Here is a 16,234-nt window from a genome sequence, read left to right on the forward strand (position 1 = left end):
GCCGTTCTACGCGCGAAAACTCGGGCGCCGATCTCCAACTCCCCACGAAGGAACGGCACATGACGATCCGTATTCGAACCGCTGCGGCCCTGGCCGGTGCGGCGCTGCTCGCGGCCGGTCTCACCACCCCGGCCACCGCCACCGCCGCCGCCCCCACCGGCGCGAAGACCGCCGCGGTCAGCGCCACCCCGCACCGGGTGCTGTTCGACAACAGCAAGGCCGAGACCGCGGGCAACGCCGACTGGATCATCAGCACCAGCCAGCCCGACCCGCTGGGCCAGAACGCCAACCCGACCACCGAGAAGAGCTGGACCGGCGCCCTCTCCGCCTGGGGCGTCGCCCTCCAGAAGACCGGCCAGTACAGCCTGAAGACCCTCCCGGTCGGCTCCACCATCAGCTACGGCACCGGCGCCGCGCTCGACCTCGCCAACTTCGACACCTTCGTGATCCCGGAGCCCAACATCCGGTTCTCGGCGAGCGAGAAGACCGCGCTGATGAACTTCGTGAAGAACGGCGGCGGCCTGTTCCTGGTCTCCGACCACATCAACAGCGACCGCAACAACGACGGCTGGGACTCCCCGAAGATCATCAACGACCTGCTGACCAACAACGGGGTGAACAACAACGACCCCTTCGGCTTCTCGGTCGACCTGCTGAACATCACCACCGACAACCCGCGCGCCGTCAACGACGCGACCGACCCGGTGCTGCACGGCCCCTTCGGCGCCGTCACCGGCTCGATCCTGCGCAACGGCACCACCTTCACCCTGAAGCCCGCCGACAACCCCGATGTCAAGGGCCTGGTCTACCGGACCGGCTACAGCGGCAACACCGGCGCCTTCTTCGTCACCAGCACCTTCGGCTCCGGCCGGGTCGCGATCTGGGGCGACAGCTCCCCGATCGACGACGGCACCGGCCAGTCCGGCAACACCCTGTACAACGGCTGGGACGACCCGGCGGGCACCGACGCCGCGCTCGCCCTGAACGCCACCGCCTGGCTCAGCAAGGCCTGATCCCCGGCCTCCCCTCATCAGGCGCACGGCCGCTCCCTCCCCTACTGTCGGAATACCGACGCCCGGGACCGATGGGAGCGGCCATGCCGTCCTACGCCTACCGCACCACCCGCGAGGACCTGCGCATCCCGCTGCCCGACGGCACCCGGCTGGCCGCCCGGCTGTGGCGGCCGGTCGGCGACGAGCCCGGCCCCGCCCTGCTGGAGTACTCCGGCGGCCGCCTCACCGACCGCACCGCCGCCGACGACGCCCGCCGCCACCCCTGGTACGCGGGCCACGGCTACGCCACCGTCCGGGTCGACACCCGCGGGCACGGCAACTCCGACGGCCTCCCCGGCGAACCCGGCGGCGCCCAGGAACTGGCCGACGGCACCGCCGTGATCGACTGGCTCGCCCGCCGCCCCTGGTGCAACGGCCGCCTCGGCCTGCTCGGCATCGGCGCCGCAGGCACCACCGCGCTGCGGCTCGCCGCCCGCACCCCCGAGACCGTCGGCGCCGTGGCCGTCGCCTGCCCCGAGGGCGGCCACCGGCTCGGCGGGGCGGTGCTCGCCGCCGACCTGCACAACCGGCTCACCGCCCTGGTCGCCGACGCCGCCCTGCCGCCGGACCCACGGCACGTCGGCGACGCCTGGCGGCCCGGCTGGCTGGCCCGGCTCGAAGCGCTGACCCCTCCCGTCGAGGACTGGCTCGCCGCCGGAGAGTCCACCGTCCCGGTATCCGTCCCCGTCCTCGCGGTGACCGGCTGGGGCGACCCGTCCTGCTCCTTCGTGCTGCGCCTGCTCGCCGAATCCCCCACCGCGCGCGCCCTGATCGGCCCCTGGCCGCACGGCCTGCCCGAGGCCGCGCTGCCCGACACCCTGCGCTGGTGGGACCACTGGCTGCGCGGCGCCGACACCGGCGCCCTCAAGGAGCCCGCCCTGCGCAGCTGGCTGAGCACCCGCTGGACCGGCGACGAGGCCTGGCCCTCCCCCGACGTCCGGGAGATCCACTACGGCCTGGACGGGCCGCTGCGCAGCGCCGGCACCGCCTCCGACGACCGCTACGCCCGCGTCCGCTCCCCGCAGCACACCGGCCTCAACGCCGGCGCGTACGTCCCGCACGGCCGCCCCGCCGACCAGCCGCCCGACCAGCGCGAGGAGGACGGCCGCTCGGTCTGCTTCGACTCCCAGCCGCTGCCCGAACCGGTCGAGCTGCTCGGCACGCCGACCGTACGACTGCGGCTGCGCCCGCGCGAGGACGACCCGCCCGCCCAGGTGTCGGTGCGGCTCTGCTCGGTCGGCCCCGACGGCACCTCGGAGCTGGTCACCCGGGGCGTGCTGGTCGCCGACGGGCCGGACGCCGAGGTGGAGCTGGCCGCCTGCGGCTGGACGTTCCCGGCCGGGCACCGGCTGCGGCTCGCCCTCTCCTCGGTGTACTGGCCCTGGGTGTGGCCCCCGGCCGAGGACACCGGGTACGGCGTCGACCCGTCCCGCTCCACCCTGAGCCTGCCGGTGCGCCACCTCGCCGCCGACATCGGGGCGAGGCCCGTCACCTTCGAACACCCGGAACTGCCCGAGCCGCTCGACGTCCACCTCACCGAGCCGCTCACCGCCCGGCCCGAGCACATCACCATCCACGACATCGGCCGCCACGAGTGGCGCACCGAACTCTCCCCCGCCACCGACGGCACCCGCACCCACCCCGACGGCCTGGTCCGCGACGAGCACACCGTCACCGCCTACCGGGTGCTCACCGGCGCCCCGCTCAGCGCCCAGGCCCGCACCGACCACACCGTACGGCTGGAGCGGCCCGACATCGGCTGGGACGTCACCGTCCAGACCCGCACCCAACTGCGCTGCGACGCCGGGCACTTCATCAGCGTCATCCAGCTGCGGGCACTGGAGGCGGGGTCGGTGGTGTTCGCCCGGGAGTGGCAGCACCGGGTGCCCCGGACGAACACCTGAGCACGGCGGGCGCACCGCGGCCCGGGGTGCCCCCGTCAGCAGTGTGAGAATGCGCCTGTCAGGGCAAAACGCTTCGGGGGAGGGCGAACATGCTGGCAGAGTCGGTGTTCCGGACCGAGGACGTGGAACCGCCCGACCGCTTCGACTACTGGCGGGACCACATCACCCGGCTGATCGCGCCGTTCGACGCCCGCACCGAGCACACCGCCGACTTCCGGGCGGAGTTACGCGTCCTGCCGCTCGGCGACCTGTCGCTCTGGACGATGGAGAACCCGCCGCTCACCGCCCACCGCCCGTCACCGCTGATCCGCTCCTCCAGCGACCCCGAGCTGTACCTGCTCTCGCTGCCCTTCGACGACGCCACCACCGCGGTGCGCTCCGACGGCCTCGGCGGATACCGCCCGCACGACCTGGTGCTCCAGGACAGCTCCCGGCCCAACCTCCTCCAGGTGAGCACCGACGACCCGCGCCAGCGGATCCGCGGCGCCTGGCTGACCGTCCCCCGGCAGGCGCTGCCGCTGCCGCCCGACCGGATCGACCAACTGACGGCCCGACGGATGCCCGGGGACGCGGGCGTGGGCGCCCTGCTCGTCCACCTGCTCGGCGGCATCGCCGCCGACACCGGCGCCTACCGGTCCGGCGACGCGCCCCGACTGGGCACCGCCGCCCTCGACCTGCTCACCGCGCTGCTCGCCCACCACCTCGACGTCGAGGACGCCGTACCGCCGGAGAGCCGCCGCCGGGCCCTGACCCGGCGGATCCGGGCCTTCATCCGCGCCCACCTGCACGAGCCGGACCTCAACCCGGGCGCCGTCGCCGCCGCCCACCACATCTCGGTCTCGTACCTGCACCGCCTCTTCGAGGGCGAGGAGGAGACCGTCGGCAGCTGGATCCGCCGCCAGCGCCTCGAACGGGCCCGCCGCGACCTCGCCGACCCGGCCCTGGCCCAGACCCCCGTCCACGTCATCGCGGCCCGCTGCGGCTTCCCCCGCGCCGCGGACTTCAGCCGCGCCTTCCGCGGCGCGTACGGCCTGCCGCCGCGCGACTTCCGGCACGGGGCGTCCGCGGGCAGTGGACTGTGCGGCAAACGGGAGTGGACCGCACGCTAACGACAACCACCCTGCGGGACAGGCAAGCTGATGGTGCGTCCAGCGCGGGGGATTCAAGCGGTGGACGCGACCACACCAGCACCCTCGAAGGGGGACCAGCCATGTCCAGCAACGGACTCCGCAGGACCAAGCGCTCCGCCGCCGCCGTCGGCATCGCCGCCCTGGCGCTCGGGCTCACCGCCCTCGGCGGCGGCCAGGCCGTCGCCGACTCCCACGCCGGGCTCGGCGGGAACCGGATCCTCGCCGACTCGCACGCCGGCCTCTCGGGCACGTTCGAGATCAGGAACGACAGCGGCAAGTGCCTGGAGATCACCAGCTCCTCCACCGCGAACGGCGCCCTGGCCCAGCAGTGGACGTGCAAGGGCCAGGCCGGCTCGAAGTGGCAGTGGCAGGCCGCGGGCGGCGGCTACTACAACCTCGTGAACGTCCACAGCAACAAGTGCCTGGAGATCCAGAGCTCCTCCACCAAGAACGGCGCCGAAGCCCAGCAGTGGTCGTGCAACGGCCAGAACGGCGCGAAGTGGCAGCTGGTGGAGGTCCAATCGGGCCGGTACGCGCTGCTGAACCACAGCGGCAAGGTCCTGGAGATCGCGAACTCCTCCCACGCGGACGGGGCCAACGCCCAGCAGTGGGAGTACAAGGGCCAGTCCGGCGCGCTCTGGTACTGAGCCGCCGACGGCCTCCCACCCGGCCGGCCCGGGGCACTCCCCGGGCCGGCCGGTCCCTACGCGTGGCTGCCGGGCGGGGAGGGCTGATCGGCCAGGACCTCGGCGATCACGTGGCGGGCGATGGCGGTCATCCGCGGGTTGCTGTCGCGGTAGTAGGAGACCTCCATCAGGGCGACGGACAGGGCCCAGCCGCGGGCGCGGGCCCAGGTCGCGTCGTCGGCGGCCACGGCCGCGCGGAAGGCCTCACGGGCGGCGGCGGGCAGGACGTACCAGGCGGGGAGCAGGTCGACGGCCGGGTCGCCGAGGCCCGCGCAGCCGAAGTCGATGACGGCGGCGAGGCGGCCCTGCGGGGAGACCAGGAGGTTGCCGGGCTGGAGGTCGGCGTGGATCCAGACCGGGGGGCCGGGGTGCTCGGGGGCCTTGAGGGCCTCCTCCCAGGCGGCGGTGGCGGCGTCGGCGTCGACGACGTCCGCCACCGCGCCGATCGCCTTCCGGATGTGCGCGTCCCGGTCCGTCAGGGTCTCGCTGCGGTAGGAGGCCGGGGCGCCGGTCGGGTCCAGCCCGCACAGGGCGGTCACGAAGGCGGCCAAGTCCTGGGCCAGCAAATCCGGTCGGGCGAGCTCGCCGACGACCGGGGTGGCCCCGTGGAGCCAGCGCAGCACCGCCCAGGACCACGGGCAGTCGTCGACCGGCCCGCCGACGGCCACCGGCGCCGGGATCGGGGCCGGCAGGTGCGGGGCGAGGCGGGGCAGCCAGCGGGCCTCCCGGCCGATCTCCTCGACCATCCGCGGGGTGCGCGGGATACGGACCACCAGCTCCGCGCCCAGCCGGTACATCGCGTGGCTGGCCCCGACCGGCACCACCGGCTCGACCGGCAGGCCGGCCCAGCGCGGGAACTCCGCGGCGACCATCCGCCGCACCAGCGCCTCGTCGATGGGCAGTTCGTCGGGATGCATCCTGCCGAAGGTGGTCATGGCGCCCAACCCTGCCAGCCGCGAACCGGGCCCGGCAACCGGATTCCTACCCCTGGTGAACCGCGCCGGCCGCGATCAGGGCGGGCAGCTCGCGCATGTCGTGGAAGACCACGGTGCCCGGCCCGGCCAGCCGCTCCGCCGCCGTGACGCCGCCCGCGTAGCCGAGGGCGCGCATTCCGGCGGCGCGGGCGGCCTCGACGCCGGGGCGGCTGTCCTCGACCACCACGCAGGCGGCCGGGTCGACGCCCATGGTCCGGGCGGCGTGCAGGAAGAGGTCGGGCGCGGGCTTGCCGCGGCCGACCTCGGTGGCGCTGAAGATCCGCCCGGCGAAGTGGTCGTGGAGGCCGGTGCGGCCCAGGGTGTGGCGCATCTTCTCGTGGGTGCCGCTGGAGGCCACGCAGGTGGGCAGGGTGATCGCGGCCAGCGCCTGCGGCAGGCCGGGCACCGGGGTCAGCCCGGCGTCCACCGCCTCGGTGTGCAGTTCCCGGAAGCGCTCGCCCCAGACGGCCGCCACCTCCGCCCCGAGCCGCTCGGCGACCAGCGCGTCGCAGGCCGGCTCCGAGCGCCCGATGAACAGCTCGATCGCCTCGGCCTCGGTCAGCGGCCAGCCGTACTCCTCCCCCAGCCGCACCAGCACCCGGACGGCGATCACCTCGCTGTCCACCAGGACACCGTCACAGTCGAATATCACCAGCTCGATAGGCTTGATCATCGGGCCAGCATAGAGAGCCGCGCGGCCCGGGAGGCGGGCCGCGCGGCTACCGGCTCACCGGTTCAGCCGGTCTGGACGGCGGTGTCGTCGATCACGAAGCTGGTCTGGAGCGAGGCGTCCTCGGTCCCGGCGAACTTCAGGGTGACGCTCTGGCCCGCGTAGGCGGACAGGTCGAAGGTGCGCTGCTGGTAGCCGGCGGCGGCGTCCAGGTTGGAGTAGGTCTTCAGCGTGGTGCCGTTCGCCGACACGGTCAGCTTGTCGTACGCGGTGGTGGTGCTGGTCTCCGCGGTGTCGACGTGCAGCCAGAAGCTCAGGGTGGCCTTGCAGCCGGCGGGGATGCTCACCGTCTGGGACAGCGTGTCCGAGTGGGTGGAGCCGTAGCCGTTCAGCCACGCCTTCCAGGAGCCGCCGTGGGCCGGCTGCGAGGCGCTGCTGTCGACCACGCTGGTGGAGGCCGTCCACGGGGTGGCGGTGCCGGTCTCGAAGCCCGCGTTGCCCAGCAGCTGGGCCGGGGTGCAGCTGCCTCCACCGCCGGTGGAGACGGCCCAAGTGAAGGCGGTGGAGGCGGACTTGCCCGCGGCGTCCGTCACGGTGACGGTCACGTTGAAGCTGCCCGCGGTGGAGACGGTGCCGGCGATGACGCCGGTCGAGGAGTTGATCGACAGCCCGGCGGGCAGGCCGGTCGCGGCGTAGGACAGCGGGGCGGTGCCGCCGGAGGCGTTGATCTGGAGGTTCACCGCGCCGCCGACGGCGGTGGCCTGGTTGCCCGGGTTGCTCACCGAGACGGCGCTGCCGGCGGGCTTGGTGAGCAGGCAGCCGGACACGTTGAGGTCGATGGCCCGGGTCGAGGGGTTCAGGCAGGTGGTGAACCAGTAGGTCTCCTGGCCGTAACTCTGGCCCTGGTAGGCCTTGGTGGTGCCGTCGGCGGCCACCTCGCACGGGTTGTTGAGGGTGCACATGGCGCCGTTGTCGTTGCCGGTGTTGTTGATGCCGACGATCTTCCCGCTGGCGGAGTCGATGATCGGCGAGCCGGAGGTGCCGTGGGTGGTGTTGCAGCCGGAGCTGTAGCGCAGCGAGTCGTGCCAGGTCCACGCGTCCTCGCGCAGGGTCGGCACGAAGCCGTTGACGGAGCAGTTCCAGACCTGCTTCCAGTACGAGGAGGGTATGTACATCGACGCGCCGTCCGTGGGGTGGGCGTCGCTGATGGTCAGCGCGGTGGCGCCGTACTTGGAGGTGATCGACCCGTAGGTGTCGGTGAGTTGGTAGAGCGCGACATCGGTGCCGGTCATCGTCGCGTAGAGCACCTTGTCGGCCTGGACGGTGCCCAGGCTGTTGCCCGCGCCGTCGAGCAGGGTGCCGCTGCGGCTGGCGGTGGCGTTCTGGATGACCTGGCCGGCCGAGGGCATGGTCGGCAGGCAGTGCCCGTTGGTGAGCATCAGCGCCCGGTCGCCGTCCGCCGAGGTGGGGTAACGGACCAGCGAGGCCGAGCAGTTGCTCAGGGCGATGGTGGAGGTCAGGTCGGCCGCCTGGACGGCGTGCGCGGGCGCGGCGGCGAAGGCCAGCCCGCCCGCGACGACGGCACTCGTACCGGCCACCGCGACAATCCTCTTGAACATGGCTCTCCTTGTGGGGGATCGCGGGGTGTACGACTGGTCGCCGAGGCCCGCGCCGCACGAAAGTGCCATGCGCACTACAAGGAATCAATGCTTCGGACCGAACTGGCCCGCGCGGATGTGCCGTTGTGACGTGAATCCATCGGTACGCGCCACCGCCGCGGGGCGGCGGCCGCGCCCTTCGACTCGGCCTCGACGGGCGCGGCGTCCGCACCGGCCAGCCGCTCACCGGGGGTAGCCGTCCGGTACTCCCAGGGGCCGTCCAGGAGACGCCCAGGAGGTCAACTACGATCGGGCCCGTGCTCAGCCTCACCGGACTTCCGCTCCAGATCATCGCCTCGCTCCTCGCGATCGCCGTCTTCGCCGCCACCATGTGGCTCTGGCCGCGGTTCGGCGGGAAGGGCTGGAAGTCCTGGCTGGGCCGGATCGGCGCCTTCCTGGCCACCCAGCTCTCGGTGCTGGCCGCGATGGGCCTGATCGCCAACAGCTACTTCGGCTTCTACAGCTCCTGGACCGACCTGCTCGGCACCAGCGGCGGGCTGGGCACCGTCGTCGACCACCAGCCCAACGCCTCCGGGGTGTCCGTCACCGGCGAGCAGAAGTTCTACTCCGCCCAGGGCTCGGACCCGGAGCGCTCCGGAATGATCCAGCAGGTCGACGTCAAAGGAGCCGGCAGCGGCCTGAGCACCGAGGCGTACGTCTACCTGCCGCCGCAGTACTTCCAGCCGGACTACGCCAAGCAGCACTTCCCGATGGCCCTGGTGCTCACCGGCTACCCGGGCACCCCGGAGAAGCTGATCTCGCTGATGCAGTACCCGGCGTCCACCCTGGAGGCGATCGAGCAGAAGAAGCTGCCGCCGACCATCCTGGTGATGACCCGCCCCACCCTGGTCGGCGACCGGGACACCGAGTGCGTGGACGTGCCGAACGGCCCCCAGGTCGAGACCTTCTTCACCAGCGACCTGCCCAAGGCCCTCGCCACCACCTACCGGATCGGCACCGACCCGGCCAACCGGGCCGTGATCGGCAACTCCACCGGCGGCTACTGCGCGCTCAAGTTCGCGCTGCGCAAGCCCGACTCCTACCGCGCCGCGGTCGCCCTCTCCGGCTACTACAGCGCCGCCCACGACCCGACCACCGGCGACCTGTTCGGCGGCAGCGCCCAGCTGAAGCAGGAGAACGACCTGCTGTGGCGGCTGAAGAACCAGCCGCCCGCCCCGGTCTCGCTGCTGCTGACCACCGCGTACGACGAGAACAACTACGACGAGACCAAGGCCATGGTCGCCGCCTTCAAGGCCCCCACCACGATGTCGACCATCACCCTGGACACCGCCGGCCACAACTTCCACACCTGGACCCGGGAGATCCCCCCGGCCCTGGAGTGGCTGGGCAAGCACCTGGCCATGCCGCCGTCCGCGTGACACGGCAGATCACACCTGCCTCACAGCCCCGTCTCACGGTTCTCTCAGAGGCGCCACCGACCGTATGGCGCATGACCACGAGCAGCTCCACACCTCCGGCCGGCGAACCGTGGCCCGAGGCCGCGCACTACCCGCCGCCGGAGGTGCCGCGACCCGGCCCGGCGCCGCTCTTCCCCGAGCAGCCGCTGCCGTACCCCGAGGGCGCGGCCTCCTGGTCCGATCGGCTGCGCACCCTCCCGGCCCGCGCCTGGCGCGGGCGCGCGGACGACCCGCGCTGGGTGCGCCCGGCCCTGCTGGCGCTGCTGGCCGCGACCGCCGCGCTCTACCTGTGGGGCCTGAGCGCCTCCGGCTGGGCCAACTCCTTCTACTCGGCCTCCGTCCAGGCCGGCTCCCAGAGCTGGAAGGCCTTCTTCTTCGGCTCCTCGGACGCCGCGAACTTCATCACCGTCGACAAGCCCCCGGCCGCGCTGTGGCCGATGGCGCTCTCGGCGCGGATCTTCGGGCTCTCCTCCTGGTCGGTGCTGGCCCCGCAGGCGCTGATGGGCGCGGCCACCGTCGGCGTGCTGTACGCGACGGTGCGCCGCCGCTTCTCCCCGCTCGGCGCCCTGCTCGCGGGCGCCGCGCTGGCGCTCACCCCGGTCGCGGCGCTGATGTTCCGCTTCAACAACCCGGACGCGCTGCTGGTGCTGCTGCTGACGCTGGCGGCGTACGGGCTGGTGCGGGCGATCGAGGCGGCGGGCACCCGGTGGCTGGTGTTCACCGGTGTGATGTTCGGCCTGGCGTTCCTCACCAAGACCCTGGCGGCGTTCCTGATCCTGCCCGCCTTCGCGGTGGTCTACCTGGTCGCGGCACCCACCGGGTTCTGGCGGCGGGTACGGCAGACCCTGCTCGCGGGCGCGGCCCTGCTGGTCTCGGGCGGCTGGTGGGTGGCGATCGTCGAGCTGATGCCGGCCTCGGCCCGCCCGTACATCGGCGGCTCGCAGGACAACAGCTTCCTCTCGCTCACCTTCGGCTACAACGGCCTCGGCCGGATGGACGGCAACGAGCGCGGCAGCGTGGGCGGCGGCGGCCGGATGCCGGCCGGGCTCGACCTGCCGGGCGGCGCGGCGCACGGCGGCGGCCGCGGCTGGGGCCAGACCGGGCTCACCCGGATGTTCGGCAGCGACATCGGCGGGCAGATCGCCTGGCTGCTGCCGGCCGCGCTGATCCTGCTGGTGGTCGGCCTCTGGGCGACCCGCCGCTACGCCCGCACCGACACCGCCCGCGCGGCCTTCCTGGTCTGGGGCGGCTGGCTGCTCTCGACCGCGCTGATCTTCAGCTTCATGTCCGGGATCTTCCACCAGTACTACACGGTGGCGCTGGCCCCGGCGGTCGCGGCACTGGTCGGCATGGGCGTGGACGGGCTGTGGCGGGCCCGGCACCGGCTGCCCTGGGCGCTGGTGCTGGCCGGAACGCTCGCGGTGACGGCCGTCTGGGCGTTCGTCCTGCTCGGCCGCAGCTCGGACTTCCTGCCGTGGCTGCGCTGGGCGGTGCTGGTCGGCGGGCTGGCGGCGGCGGCCGCGCTGGGCGCCGGGCCGCTTCTCGGCCGGGCCTGCGGGCAGTCCTCCGCTCGTGCGGGCGCGCGGCTCGCCTCGGTGGCGGGCCTGGTGGGCCTGGCGGCGGCGCTCGGCGGGCCGGCGGCTTACGCGGTGGACACCGTGAACCGTCCGCACACCGGCTCGATCGTGACGGCCGGGCCGAGCGTGCAGGGCGGCGGGTTCGGGCCGGGCAGCCCGGGGCGCAAGGGCGGCAACGGCGCCAAGGGCTTCCCGGGGGGCGGCGGCACCGGACGCTGGTTCGGCCAGGGCGGTCAGGGCGGTCCGCAGGGCTTCCCGGGCGGCCAGGCCGTCCAGGGCTTCCAGGGTTTCCAGGGCGGGCAGGCGTTCCCGGGCAACGGCGATGGCACCGGCCGTCATGAGCGCGGCACCGGTACCGGTACCGACAGCGGCGGCACCGGCACCGGCACCGACAACGGCACCGGTGGCACGGCGGGCGGCCCGCCGCCCGGCGGCATGGGCGGCCTGCTCGACGGCCCCAAGGTGACCGGCGAGGTCGCCGACATGCTCAAGGAGAACGCCGACCACTACACCTGGGCGGCCGCCACGATCGGCTCGCAGACCGCCGCCGGCTACCAACTCGCCACCGGCAAGCCGGTGATGGCCCTCGGCGGCTTCAACGGCACCGACCCCTCGCTGACCCTGGCCGGCTTCCAGGAGTACGTCCAGGAGGGCAAGGTCCACTGGTTCATCGGCGCGGGCGGCTCCCACCGAGGCTTCGGCGGCGGCGCGGGCGGCGACGAGGGCGGGCAGCAGAGCGAGTCCGCCCGGATCGAGTCCTGGGTGACGGCCCACTTCACCGCGAAGACCATCGGCTCGACCACCTTCTACGACCTGACGGCCCCCACCTCCTGACCGTCGGGCCCCGAAGGGGGCGTGCCGCGTGCGACCGCGCGCGGCACGTCCCCTTCTTCTAGTCGGACGGACAGGACGTCCCGGCCGCCGGCAGCCGGCCGTCCAGCAGGAACGCGGCCACCGCCTCCCGGACGCAGCCGCTCTTGTCGTACGCGGTGTGCCCGTCGCCCTCCCGGGTGAGCAGCACCCCGTGCTCCAGCCCGGCGGCCAGCCGCTGCGCCCAGGCGTACGGGGTGACCGGGTCGCCGGTGGAGCCGATCACCAGGATCGGCGCGCTGCCCGGCGCCCGGATCGGCCGGGCCGTTTCGGGCGATCGCAACGGCCAGGGGCGGCAGTCCGGGTCGAGCAGGGTGCCGAGCGGGGCGTGTGCGCTGGTCAGCGGGGCGCGGGCGGCGAGTTCGGCGAGGTCCGCGCGCAGTTGCGGCTCGGCGGGCGGCGGTGGGCCGTCCGCGCAGGAGATGGCGGCGAAGGCGTCGGCGACGGTCCGGTAGCGGCCGTCCTCGGCGCGGCCGTCGGCGCTGTCGGCGAGGGCGAGCAGGCCTTCGGCCTCGCCGCGGGTGACGGCCGGTCCGAGGGCCGCGCGTAGCCGGGGCCAGGAGCGGCGGCCGTCGGAGAGCACGTTCAGGGCGGCGTCCCAGCCGAGGGAGGCGGTGAGCGTACGGCCGTCGGCGGCGCGCGGCGGGTGGTCGCGCAGGCCGTCGAGGAAGCGGGCGAGGCGCTGCGGGGCGGCGGCCGGGTCGGTGCCGAGCGGGCAGGCGTCGCCGTCCTCGGCGGCGCAGGCGGTGGCGAAGTCCCGCAGGCCGGCCTCGGCGGCGGCGGCCTGTTCGATGCCGAGCCGGCCCGGGTCGGCGCCGTGGTCGACGGCTCCGTCCAGGACGAGCCGGCCGGTGCGGTCGGGGAACTCCTCGGCGTAGCGGGCGCCGAGGTGGGTGCCGTAGGAGAAGCCGAGGAAGTCCAGCTTGCGTTCGCCGAGGGCGCCGCGCAGCACATCGAGGTCGCGGGCGGTGTCGCGGGTGCCGAGGTGCGGGAGCAGGTCGGCGTGCCGGGCCCGGCAGGCGTCGGCGAGGACGGTGCCGTGGTCGTAGCCGGGGTCGTCGGTGGCGTTCCACTGGTCGCGGGTGCGGTCGTCCAGGCAGTGGACGGGGGTGGTGTCGCCGGCGCCGCGCGGGTCGAAGCCGACCAGGTCGTACCGTTCGCGCAGCGCCCCCTGGAATTCCTTCCAGCCCCAACGAACCATTGCCGTACCGGAGTTGCCGGGCCCGCCGGGGTTGAGCAGCAGGGCGCCGAGCCGCCGCCCGGGGCCCGCGGCGGGCACCCGGGCGAGGGCGACGTCGATGGTGCGCCCGCCGGGGTCGGCGTAGTCCAGCGGGACCTTGAGGGTGGCGCACTGGACGGTGACGGCGTCCGGGCCGGTGTCGCCGTCGCCGGGGCAGCGCCGCCAGTCGATCCGCTGGTCGTGGAAGGCGCGCAGGGCCGGGGCGGCGGCGGCAAAGACCCGCTCGTCCGGCGTCGGGCGGTCACCGCCGCCAGTGGAACCGCCGGTGCAGCCGCCCAGCAGGGCGAGCACGAGGGCGGGCACGAAGGCGGGCAGCGCGCGCCGGAACGACCGGGGCGACCGGGAGAGCCGGGAGATCATCGGGGCCACCACCCACGAATACCACCCGGCCCACCCGGCCGCCCCAAGGAATTGACGTTTCGTCAGCCGCCGCACTGCTGGAGCATGGCCTTCTTGTCCGCCTCGGTGACGGGAAGCTGGTACTTCAGCGAGACCTGGGCGAAGCGCACCGCGTAGGAGCAGCGGATCTCGGTGTTGGCGGGCAGCCAGTTGGCCGGGCCGGAGTCGCCCTTGGAGGCGTTCTGCGAGCCGTCGGCGGGGATCAGGTTGAGCGGGTCGTTGGCGATCTGGACGCGCTTGAGCTTCTCCCACTTGGCGGCGCCCATCTGCCAGTCGTAGGAGAGCGGCATCACGTGGTCGATCTGGATCTTGGTGGCCTGCGCCTTGGTCCACTGGACGGTCTTGCCGGTGTACGGGTCCCAGATGGTCATCGCGGTGACCGTGCAGTCCGAGCCGTCCTTGTGCTCGACGGCCGTGCCGTCGCGGGCCAGCAGGTCGTTGCGGGTGTCGCACTTGTTGCCGCCGAACGGGACGCCCTCGACGTTGTCCGTCCAGGCGGGGCCGAACTCGTTGCGGTCGTAGCCGTCCTTGGGGCCGACGGCGGCGGTGGTGACCTTGGCGATGATGTCGCGGCCGGCCTTCTGGTCCTCGGGGGTGGTCAGCGGCGCCAGGCCGGGCTTGGTGCCGTCCGGGTTCTGGAGCGGGCTGGTGCCCTGCGCCCCGCCGGGCCCGGCGGGTGCGGCGCTACCGCCGTCGGCCTTGGGGGTGCTCGACTTGTGGTCACGGCCGCCGATCAGCCAGCCGACCAGCGCGAGCGCGCATATCAGGAACACGGTGGCAGCGGAGAGCGTGGAGCGGCGGGCGGGCACGGATAACTCCCGGAGTCAGGGGCGGGGTGACGGCGAACCAGCAGATCAGCCACCCCAAGAGCAGGTCAAGCCGACGCCACGTGCGACCCCGCAGCATGTCGAAGCTCACACCCGCCCGAACCCCGCCGTGCGTGCCCCGGCCGCGAGCGGGCAGGCTGATCGCATGCAGACTGCGCCGACACCCGCCGCGCCGACACCCGCCGCCCCGGTCGCCGCCCTGGTCCTCGCCGCCGGGGGCGGGCGGCGCCTGGGCGGGCGGCCCAAGGCGCTGATCCGGTACGAGGGCCGGCCGCTGGTGGAGCACGCGGTGGCGGTGGTCCGGGCCGGCGGCTGTCCGGACGTCACGGTGGTGCTGGGCGCGGAGAGCGCGCGGGTCCGCTCCACCGCGCACCTGCCGGGCTGCCGACTGGTCGGCAATCCGGACTGGGCGCAGGGCATGGGCTCCTCGCTGCGGGCCGGCCTGGCCGCACTGCCTCCGCAGACCCCGGCGGTGCTGGTGATGCTGGTGGACACCCCGGGCGTCACCCCGGCCGCGGTGGCCCGGCTGCTGGCCGCCCACCGGGCGGGCGCCGAACTGGCCGCGGCGGCCTACCACGGGCGGCGCGGGCACCCGGTGCTGATCGGCGCCCGGCACTTCGCCGAGGCGGCGGCGGGCGCCCTCGGCGACACCGGCGCCCGCGCCCTGCTGGCGGCGCACGCGGCGCGGCTGGTCCTGGTCGAGTGCGCCGACGTCGCCACCCCGGACGACCTCGACACCCCCGCCGACCTGGCCCGCTGGTCCGCCGGCCGACCTGCCGGGGCCTCCCCCTGGAGAAGGATTCCGCCCCCGCCCGGGCCCTGATCCGACCCTGAGGATTGCCCCATTCCGCACCCGTCGCCGGATATTTCGGGGAGCATGGAAAACGCCCGAACCACCCGACCCCGACGGACGGAGCCCGCGATGGCAGGACTGCCCGACGACTTCACCGGACACGACCCCACACGGTCGGGGCCTGGCGGTGGCGCCCGGGCGATCCGCTGCCCCGCCTGCCGCCGCGAGCACCTCTACGAACCGCCCTCCCTGCCCTGCCCGTGCGGCGCCTCGCTCAAGGTGCCGCTGCTGCGCGGCGGGGTGCCGGTGCAGGTGCGCTTCCGCTCCTGGGAGGACTCCTGGCTGAGCATGCGCTGCCCGCACTGCGGCCGCTCCGACCAGTGGCCGCAGCCCGAGTTCACCTGCAACTGCGGCGCCACCGTCCGGCTGCCGGTGGACCGCACCACCCGGCTGGGCACCGGCACCGCCGCCCCGCTCGCCGCCCCCGGCCCGCAGCCCGCCCGCCCGTACCCGGCCCACCCGGCGGGCGCGCCGGCCCCGGCCCCGGCCGCACCGCCCTCGGCCGGCCGCTCCCGCCCGTTCCGCCACCGCGCGCCGTTCCGCCCGCACCCGGTGCGCACCTCGCAGGACGCGGTGTTCACCGCCGCCCGCTACCTGGAGTGGCTCGGCTTCGACGACCTGGAGCTGACCGAGGCCCAGGAGCGCGACGGCGTCACCCTGCTGGGCAGCCGGATGGTCGCCCAGGTGGACACCTGGACGGAGCCCGCCGACGTGAAGGCGGTCGAGTGCCTCTGGCTCCAGACCCTGCACGCCGAGGAGATGGCCGCCGCGATGTTCACCCTCGCGGGTTATTCGCACCAGGCCACGGTGCGCGGCGAACAGCTGCTGGTCGCCTTGTTCAGCCTGGACCTGGCGGGTGTGCCGCAGCCCGCGAACGGCGCCGCCGAGGCCCTGATGGAGACCGGCTGGACGTCCTGACCGGCCGGCCGGGCCGCCGGGCGCCCCTCTAGATCATTTCTCCGCCGAAAGCAACAAC

The 16,234-nt window shown here is 74.2% G+C and carries 11 protein-coding genes and 3 pseudogenes; 8 read left to right on the plus strand and 6 right to left on the minus strand.

Features of this window, described 5'->3' with window-relative positions; all coding sequences use genetic code 11:
* Positions 1–59 precede the first annotated feature (59 nt).
* The 4 genes and pseudogenes from QWJ13_RS04190 to QWJ13_RS04205 form a co-directional block, all read left to right on the plus strand.
* Positions 60–1,010: pseudogene (locus tag QWJ13_RS04190) on the plus strand (hydrolase); the annotation flags it as partial.
* Between the two features lie 86 nt (positions 1,011–1,096).
* Positions 1,097–2,956: a CocE/NonD family hydrolase gene (locus QWJ13_RS04195; RefSeq protein WP_316520566.1), complete on the plus strand. Its 1,860-nt coding sequence runs from the start codon at positions 1,097–1,099 to the stop codon at positions 2,954–2,956.
* 89 nt (positions 2,957–3,045) lie between these two features.
* Positions 3,046–4,065, plus strand: coding sequence for an AraC-like ligand-binding domain-containing protein (locus QWJ13_RS04200; protein WP_316520567.1), 1,020 nt, complete (start codon positions 3,046–3,048; stop codon positions 4,063–4,065).
* 101 nt (positions 4,066–4,166) lie between these two features.
* On the plus strand, positions 4,167–4,733 hold the full coding sequence (locus QWJ13_RS04205; protein ID WP_316520569.1) for an RICIN domain-containing protein: 567 nt from the start codon (positions 4,167–4,169) through the stop codon (positions 4,731–4,733).
* 56 nt (positions 4,734–4,789) lie between these two features.
* Here QWJ13_RS04205 and QWJ13_RS04210 read toward each other — a convergent pair whose 3' ends face one another.
* The 4 genes and pseudogenes from QWJ13_RS04210 to QWJ13_RS04225 form a co-directional block, all read right to left on the minus strand.
* Complete coding sequence (locus QWJ13_RS04210) at positions 4,790–5,707, minus strand: aminoglycoside phosphotransferase family protein (protein ID WP_316520571.1); 918 nt, start codon at positions 5,705–5,707, stop codon at positions 4,790–4,792.
* A 46-nt stretch (positions 5,708–5,753) separates the two neighbouring features.
* Positions 5,754–6,419 (minus strand): HAD family hydrolase, encoded by a 666-nt coding sequence (locus QWJ13_RS04215; RefSeq protein ID WP_316520573.1) that lies wholly within the window; start codon positions 6,417–6,419, stop codon positions 5,754–5,756.
* Between the two features lie 62 nt (positions 6,420–6,481).
* A pseudogene (locus QWJ13_RS04220) lies at positions 6,482–7,213 on the minus strand (Ig domain-containing protein); the annotation flags it as partial.
* Between the two features lie 204 nt (positions 7,214–7,417).
* Positions 7,418–8,104, minus strand: a pseudogene (locus tag QWJ13_RS04225) (S1 family peptidase); the annotation flags it as partial.
* Positions 8,105–8,331: 227 nt separating this feature from the next.
* Between QWJ13_RS04225 and QWJ13_RS04230 the strand changes: the two are divergent.
* On the plus strand, positions 8,332–9,453 hold the full coding sequence (locus QWJ13_RS04230) for an alpha/beta hydrolase (RefSeq protein ID WP_316520574.1): 1,122 nt from the start codon (positions 8,332–8,334) through the stop codon (positions 9,451–9,453).
* Between the two features lie 71 nt (positions 9,454–9,524).
* A complete protein-coding gene (locus QWJ13_RS04235) occupies positions 9,525–11,903 on the plus strand; it encodes a glycosyltransferase family 39 protein (protein WP_316520576.1) in 2,379 nt (792 codons plus the stop codon).
* 58 nt (positions 11,904–11,961) lie between these two features.
* Here QWJ13_RS04235 and QWJ13_RS04240 read toward each other — a convergent pair whose 3' ends face one another.
* Positions 11,962–13,551 (minus strand): alpha/beta hydrolase, encoded by a 1,590-nt coding sequence (locus tag QWJ13_RS04240; RefSeq protein ID WP_316520577.1) that lies wholly within the window; start codon positions 13,549–13,551, stop codon positions 11,962–11,964.
* Between the two features lie 50 nt (positions 13,552–13,601).
* Positions 13,602–14,387, minus strand: coding sequence for an HNH endonuclease family protein (locus tag QWJ13_RS04245; RefSeq protein ID WP_316520578.1), 786 nt, complete (start codon positions 14,385–14,387; stop codon positions 13,602–13,604).
* A 163-nt stretch (positions 14,388–14,550) separates the two neighbouring features.
* Between QWJ13_RS04245 and QWJ13_RS04250 the strand changes: the two genes are divergently transcribed.
* Positions 14,551–15,228, plus strand: coding sequence for a nucleotidyltransferase family protein (locus QWJ13_RS04250; protein WP_316520580.1), 678 nt, complete (start codon positions 14,551–14,553; stop codon positions 15,226–15,228).
* Positions 15,229–15,327: 99 nt separating this feature from the next.
* A complete protein-coding gene (locus tag QWJ13_RS04255) occupies positions 15,328–16,176 on the plus strand; it encodes a hypothetical protein (protein WP_316520582.1) in 849 nt (282 codons plus the stop codon).
* The last annotated feature ends 58 nt before the right edge of the window (positions 16,177–16,234 follow it).

This window comes from Kitasatospora brasiliensis, from assembly GCF_032654805.1.
GTDB classification, from domain to species: Bacteria; Actinomycetota; Actinomycetes; order Streptomycetales; family Streptomycetaceae; genus Kitasatospora; species Kitasatospora brasiliensis.

Coding starts and splice junctions, on each gene's coding strand:
- QWJ13_RS04255 (WP_316520582.1), top strand. CDS start 15,328: ATGGCAGGACTGCCCGACGACTTCACCGGACACGACCCCACACGGTCG.
- QWJ13_RS04200 (WP_316520567.1), top strand. CDS start 3,046: ATGCTGGCAGAGTCGGTGTTCCGGACCGAGGACGTGGAACCGCCCGAC.
- QWJ13_RS04215 (WP_316520573.1), bottom strand. CDS start 6,419: ATGATCAAGCCTATCGAGCTGGTGATATTCGACTGTGACGGTGTCCTG.
- QWJ13_RS04195 (WP_316520566.1), top strand. CDS start 1,097: ATGCCGTCCTACGCCTACCGCACCACCCGCGAGGACCTGCGCATCCCG.
- QWJ13_RS04235 (WP_316520576.1), top strand. CDS start 9,525: ATGACCACGAGCAGCTCCACACCTCCGGCCGGCGAACCGTGGCCCGAG.
- QWJ13_RS04205 (WP_316520569.1), top strand. CDS start 4,167: ATGTCCAGCAACGGACTCCGCAGGACCAAGCGCTCCGCCGCCGCCGTC.
- QWJ13_RS04250 (WP_316520580.1), top strand. CDS start 14,551: ATGCAGACTGCGCCGACACCCGCCGCGCCGACACCCGCCGCCCCGGTC.
- QWJ13_RS04210 (WP_316520571.1), bottom strand. CDS start 5,707: ATGACCACCTTCGGCAGGATGCATCCCGACGAACTGCCCATCGACGAG.